Annotated in this window: 5 protein-coding genes; 3 read left to right on the top strand and 2 right to left on the bottom strand. The window is 39.0% G+C overall.

The features are described from left to right. Both AN486_RS25960 and AN486_RS25955 read right to left on the bottom strand, forming a co-directional pair. On the bottom strand, positions 1-903 hold a 903-nt coding region (locus AN486_RS25960), incomplete at its 3' end, for a transposase (protein ID WP_290602997.1). 171 nt (positions 904-1,074) lie between these two features. After that, the gene (locus tag AN486_RS25955; RefSeq protein WP_290602996.1) at positions 1,075-2,379 is read right to left on the bottom strand and encodes an aminopeptidase P N-terminal domain-containing protein; all 1,305 of its coding nucleotides are present in this window, start codon (positions 2,377-2,379) and stop codon (positions 1,075-1,077) included. A 375-nt stretch (positions 2,380-2,754) separates the two neighbouring features. Here AN486_RS25955 and AN486_RS25950 point away from each other — a divergent pair, with 375 nt between their 5' ends. From AN486_RS25950 to AN486_RS25940, 3 genes are all read left to right on the top strand, one after another. Beyond that, the gene (locus tag AN486_RS25950) at positions 2,755-4,002 is read left to right on the top strand and encodes a VCBS repeat-containing protein (protein ID WP_290602995.1); all 1,248 of its coding nucleotides are present in this window, start codon (positions 2,755-2,757) and stop codon (positions 4,000-4,002) included. Positions 4,003-4,187: 185 nt separating this feature from the next. Next, positions 4,188-5,183, top strand: coding sequence for an ABC transporter ATP-binding protein (locus AN486_RS25945; RefSeq protein ID WP_168636308.1), 996 nt, complete (start codon positions 4,188-4,190; stop codon positions 5,181-5,183). Continuing rightward, entirely contained in the window at positions 5,184-5,996 is an 813-nt protein-coding gene (locus tag AN486_RS25940) for an ABC transporter permease (RefSeq protein WP_290602994.1), read from the top strand. The last annotated feature ends 87 nt before the right edge of the window (positions 5,997-6,083 follow it).

The following is a 6,083-nucleotide window of genomic DNA, read 5'->3' as shown; positions in this document are numbered from 1 at the left end:
CTTCCCTTCGTTTTCTGCTTTGTATTTAAGCATGGTGCAAAACATCCCCCAGCCAACTTGTTGAATAGATTTGGCTAGGCAGTGATTTTGCATCATGCCTTTAACATGAAGATTTTCCACCACAATAACTTGGTTTTCGTTAACTATCCTACGAGATAGTTTATGGAGAAAATCTTCTCTACAATTAGTTATCTTTCTATGGACTCTAGCAACTTTCTTTCTAGTTTTATTGCGGTTATTAGAGCCTTTTTGTTTTCTGGATAATTGCTGTTGTTTTATTTTTAAGTTCTTCTCATGTTTATTCAGTATCCGAGGGTTATCAAATTTAGAACCATCACTGGTAATTGCAAAATGAGTTAATCCCAAGTCAATACCTATTGCTTTACCTGCGGTGACTAACTCTGGTTTCTCCTTGCCATCTTCAAATAAAATAGCAGCGAAATATTGTTCACTGCAATTTTTGGTGATAGTTACAGTTTTAATTTTCCCTTCAATCTCTCGATGAATAATTGCTGATACTTTTCCTATTTTTGGTAGGATTAATTGATTATCGGCAATCTTAACATTTTGAGGATACTGAATAGATTGTTTGCCATGTTTTGATTTAAACTTAGGATATTTAGCTCTTTTTTCAAAAAAATTGTTAAATGCAACTCCCAAATTTAAGCAGACTTGTTGCAAGCATTGAGAATAAGTTGATGATAACCACTCATGTTCTTTCTTTAGCTGAGGAATTATCTTTTTGACTTCGTATCCAGACAGTCCTTTACCCGTTTCTTTATATGTTTCATTCATCAAATTCAAAAAATAGTTCCATAACCAACGACAACTGCCAAAAGCTTGTGCTAATGACTGCTGCTGCTGGGCATCTGGATATAATCTGATTTTGACAACTTTTAACATATTAGAGCGAAAGAAATTTACTATAAAACACTGTAACACACTATAACACAAGATTTGTGAATTGCCTCCATGTTTTTCTCCCTTGCTGTCGCTTTGGTCGAAAAACTGTCGTTAATTCACGCGCCATTCATCCCACGCTGCCCTTCGGGTCAGTCGTGGGGCTTCTGTCGGTTAAGCTAAATCCTTTATTTCCTTGGGAACTCCCGCTGTTAAAACCTCATTTCCATCTGCGGTAACTAATACATCATCTTCAATGCGAATCCCAATCCCTACCCAACGGGGGTCAATTTCCGGTTGGTCTTCTGCCGGTTTGGTGTCCGGGACTATATAAAGTCCTGGTTCTATGGTTAGCACTTGGCCAGGTTGTAAGGTTTGGGGATTTTCGCCATGTTGATAAACTCCTACATCATGAACATCTAAGCCTAACCAATGACTGGTGCGGTGCATATAAAAGGGTTTATATTTTTCCTCTGCGATTAATTTGTCAATTTCTCCTTTGAGTAAACCCAGTTCAACTAATCCTTCTGTCAATATCCGCACGGCTGCATTATGAGGTGCATGGAAGGAATTACCCGGTTTTACTTCTGCTATTGCCTGTTTTTGTGCTGCTAATACTATTTCATATAATGCTTTTTGTTCTGGTGTGAATTTACCGCTGACGGGAAACGTGCGGGTAATATCAGAATTGTAATAACCATAAGCGCAACCAGCATCAATCAAGAGTAAATCATTGGCTTGCATTTGACAGTTGTTTTCTATGTAATGCAGTACGCAAGCATTCTTACCTGATGCGACTATGGAAGGATAAGCTGGACCCATGCCACCCCGTAAACGGAAAATATGTTCTATTTCGGCTTGGATTTCATATTCATAACGTCCCGGTGCGGTGGTTTTTAAAGCATGATTGTGAGCTTCTACGGCAATTTCTACGGCTTGACGCATTAGGTCTAATTCTGTTTTGCTTTTATATAACCGCATGGTGTTAATGACAGTACCAGGATCAGTAATGGATGTGGGTCCTGTACCGCGTTTAGGATAGGTTCGGAGTAAACTTTGATAATGTTTGAGAATTTTGTCGTTGAAATTGCGATCGCGTCCTAAATGATAATAAATACAATTGGCTTTTTCTAAATATTGGGGTAACTTCTCATCTAACTCCGCAATGGGGTAAGCTGCGTCTGCACCATAAAACTCCTTCGCTGCATCTATTCCACAACGATAACCACTCCAAACTTCCTTTTCTCGGTCTTTGGGTTGCACAAATAATATAAACCGATGTTCTGGATGATGGGGTGCTAAGACTGCGACTGCTTGGGCTTCATTAAAGCCAGTTAAGTAAAAGAAGTCACTATCTTGACGATAAACATACTCGACATCGTTGTGCATTACTGCTGTTGGCGCACTTCTGAAAATCGCTGTACCGCTGCCTATTTTCGCCATTAACTGCTCACGACGTTGCCGATATTCTGTTTGCATAGTTGATTTATTGATAGTGTTGTTTTTGGCTTTAACAATTCTAGACTACTGAGAAATGTTATCAGAAAAATTGTTAATTTTAGTTATTTTAACCAATTTTTAATTTCCTTGACAATCCATGAGGACTTTTAGGGATGAGATTGTCAACAAAACAGGATTTCATTTTTAAATGATGACATTGATAAACAGAATATAAAATATTTTTTGATTGTTTAGATATTACTTTCAAAATTAAAAGTTAGTGTTGATGAACATTATAAAAATGTCTATAAATAATGACATTCAATAAAAATAATTAAACAAATGTTTGTTGTTTACAGAATCTTCATGAAAATCAAATTAAAAATAGATATTAATTAATCATAAAAACACATCATGTTTCAAGAAGTGAGTCAGTCAGGATTATATTCAACCAACCTAGAAAATTCTGGATTAGTATCTCTCCAAAAATCACAAGAATTGACGACATTTAGTGATACTCCTATGAGTAGCAGTTCTTCTGTTTCTGCATTAGCAGATCCATTAGTACCAACCAATCCACTAGCTCAAATTCCAATTGGAGGCAGTGCTAACCCTAATCCTAATCCTTATTTAACCAGTGCAGCCATTGTTCCTGATTTTAATGGTGATGGGAAAACTGATAAACTTTGGGTGAATGCTCAAACTGGTGAAATTTTAGTTCGCTTGATGAATGGAACTCAAGTTTTAGAACAGGCTTCTTTGGGTAGCTATGACTTAAATACCTGGGAATACAAAACTGCTGATTTTAATAGCGATAATAAGACTGATTTCTTATTACGGAATAAATCAACTGGTGATAATGTGATTGTGCTAATGGATGGCGCAAAAGTTTCCAGTTACTTGACTTTAGATCGAGTTGATCCAGGTTGGAGTGCGAATATTGGCGATTTTAATGGCGATCGCAAAACTGATATTTTCTGGAATAATGCCACTACTGGTGAAAATGCTATTTGGCAAATGGATGGCACAAAAGTAGCTAATGCGACTGTTTTAGAAACTACAGCACCAGGATTGACTGCTACCATTGTTGATTTTGATGGTAATGGTAAGAGTGACATCTTCTGGCGCAATTCCAGCACAGGTGCAAATACCGCTTGGTTTATGGATGGTAGCCAAGCCACTAAGTATGATCTCCAATCTCAAGATGCTTCTTGGACTTCTACTCTTGGTGATTTTAACGGCGACTTCAAGACTGACGTTCTGTGGCGCAATACCTCTACAGGCGAGAATAAGATTTGGACAATGAATGGCGTTTTTGTGACTGAAGGTGTTGTTAGCACATTGGGTACAGATTGGAGTGCGAGAATTGGCGATTTCAATGGCGATGGTAAAACTGACATCTTCTGGCACAATGCGACTAGTGGGGCAAATACTGCTTGGTTAATGGATGGTACAGCGGTAAGTTCTGAAGCTTTCCTACCTAGCAATACTCCTGGTTTGACAGCATCTTTAGGTGATTTCAATGGTGATGGTAAGACTGATATCTACTGGCGTGATCAACAAACGTCCGCAGATAAAATCTGGACTATGGATGGAACTCTAGCGACTGAAACTCCTGTTGCTGATACAGAGAAGCTGACTTCAGAATGGTATACAGGTTGATTTGGTAATTGATCTATGATCAATTTATATTAGGCGATCGCTCTTTTGATTTTACGAATAAGATCCCCGACTTCTTAGAGAAGTCGGGGATCTTATTGATCATCGCTTTTTTGTTGCTGTTGAAGCTAATTACCCATTCTTTCGCTAAGATTGTGTGGGTATTCTCATGATTAGTGATTAGGTGAATGATCGAAGTTGAGCATCTGAGTAAAATTTATGGTTCGACAACAGCAATTACTGATGTTACCTTTAGTGTTGAACCTGGGGAAATTTTAGGTTTTTTGGGACCGAATGGGGCTGGTAAAACCACAACTATGCGAATTTTAGCTGGTTATTTACCGGCTACAAGTGGGACAGCCAAGATTGCGGGTTATGATGTTCATGATCATTCTCTATTGGTGCGACAGCGAATTGGTTACCTACCAGAAACGCCGCCATTATATCCAGAGATGACTGTGGAGGGTTTTTTACACTTTGTCGCTCGGATTAAGGGAGTTTCTTCAGGCGATCGCCCGACAAAGGTAACAGCAGCTATTAACCGTTGTAACTTAGAAGATAAGCGCAAAGTTATTATTCGTAAACTTTCTAAAGGTTATCGGCAAAGAGTGGGAATTGCCCAGGCGATCGTTCATGATCCACCAGCTATTATTCTTGATGAACCTACCATTGGTCTTGACCCTCGGCAAATCATCGAAGTGCGAAACTTAATTAAAAGTTTAGCAGGAACACACACCATTATTTTGTCTACCCATATTCTCCCAGAAGTGAGCATGACCTGTAGCCGAGTTGCCATTATTAACAGGGGGCAAATAGTCGCAACTAATACCCCAGAAAATTTGATGACACAGTTAACAGGTGGGGCGGGATATGAGTTAGAAATCGGTGGAGATGCAGCTTTAGCTAGACAAATGCTGCAAAATATAGCCGATGTAAGTTCAGTAGAATTAATGCCTAACCATCAGCAATCGTCAGACAATCATACTTGCCTCCGGGTAATATTGCAGCCAGGAACAGAACCAGGAAAAGAAATTACTGCTGCTTTAATTCGGGCTGGGTTTGATTTATATGAAATGCGACGAATCAATGCCACACTAGAAGATGTTTTCTTAGAATTAACTACAGCAGAAAAGAATTTACCAACGGAAATAACCCCAGAAATTGAAGAAGGAGAGGCTGCGTAAATGGGTATAGTTATCGCCAACATTATTGCCATTTATCGTCGAGAACTACAGAGTTATTTTGTTTCGCCATTAGCCTATGGAGTAGCTAGTGCATTTTGGTTTTTAGCCGGGTTATTTTTCGTGATGATTTTGTTAGGACCAGAGGGAATTTTAGTCACAGTTTCTAGCTATGATTTACAAGGGCAACAAATGGGAGTTCCCGCCCCAACAATAGATGTTCCCTACGAATTTGTGCGGGCATTTTTAGATAGAATGGGGTGGTTAATGTTATTTGTATTACCGATTCTCTCAATGGGACTCTATGCCGAAGAACGTAAACGGGGAACTTTAGAACTACTAGCCACATCACCAATTACCAACTGGGCTGTAGCTGTGGGTAAATTATTAGGGGTATTGACATTTTTCTTAACCATGATTTTACCATTGATGGGATTGGAGGCGATCGCATTATCCAATTCTAATCCTCCCATATCCCCCATAATTCCTATACTTGGTCATTTAGGATTACTCCTCCTAGCAGCAGCAATTTTATCTTTAGGAATGTTTATTTCCTCATTAACAGACAGCACAATCTTATCGGCTGTCCTCACCTTTGCCCTCGTCATTTTGCTATTATTTATTGATTTAATTGCCAAAGCCATTCCCGGACAAATGGGTGAAGCAGTGAGTCATTTATCCCTTCTCAAACATTATAACACCCTGATTCAAGGCATTTTTGATACTAGCAGCTTGATTTTATTTGCCAGTTACATTGTCTTAGGTATTTTTCTCACCGCCCAATCAATTGATGCACTCCGGTTTCAACGTCAGTAATTGTCAGTTGTCAGTTGTCAGTTGTCAGTTGTCTGTTGTCTGTTGTCTGTTGTCATCAGTAAAACTCCTCCCCCTACTCCCCTACTC

Source organism: Anabaena sp. AL93 (assembly GCF_001672085.1).
In the GTDB taxonomy this organism is placed as follows: Bacteria; Cyanobacteriota; Cyanobacteriia; order Cyanobacteriales; family Nostocaceae; genus Dolichospermum; species Dolichospermum heterosporum.
The sequence above is the reverse complement of the archived record's forward strand: the minus strand, read 5'-3'. Positions and strand labels throughout refer to the sequence as shown.

What these genes read in the sequence shown, in the direction of transcription:
- AN486_RS25940 (WP_290602994.1), top strand. Translation starts at nt 5,184, where the DNA reads ATGGGTATAGTTATCGCCAACATTATTGCCATTTATCGTCGAGAACTA.
- AN486_RS25950 (WP_290602995.1), top strand. Translation starts at nt 2,755, where the DNA reads ATGTTTCAAGAAGTGAGTCAGTCAGGATTATATTCAACCAACCTAGAA.
- AN486_RS25955 (WP_290602996.1), bottom strand. Translation starts at nt 2,379, where the DNA reads ATGCAAACAGAATATCGGCAACGTCGTGAGCAGTTAATGGCGAAAATA.
- AN486_RS25945 (WP_168636308.1), top strand. Translation starts at nt 4,188, where the DNA reads ATGATCGAAGTTGAGCATCTGAGTAAAATTTATGGTTCGACAACAGCA.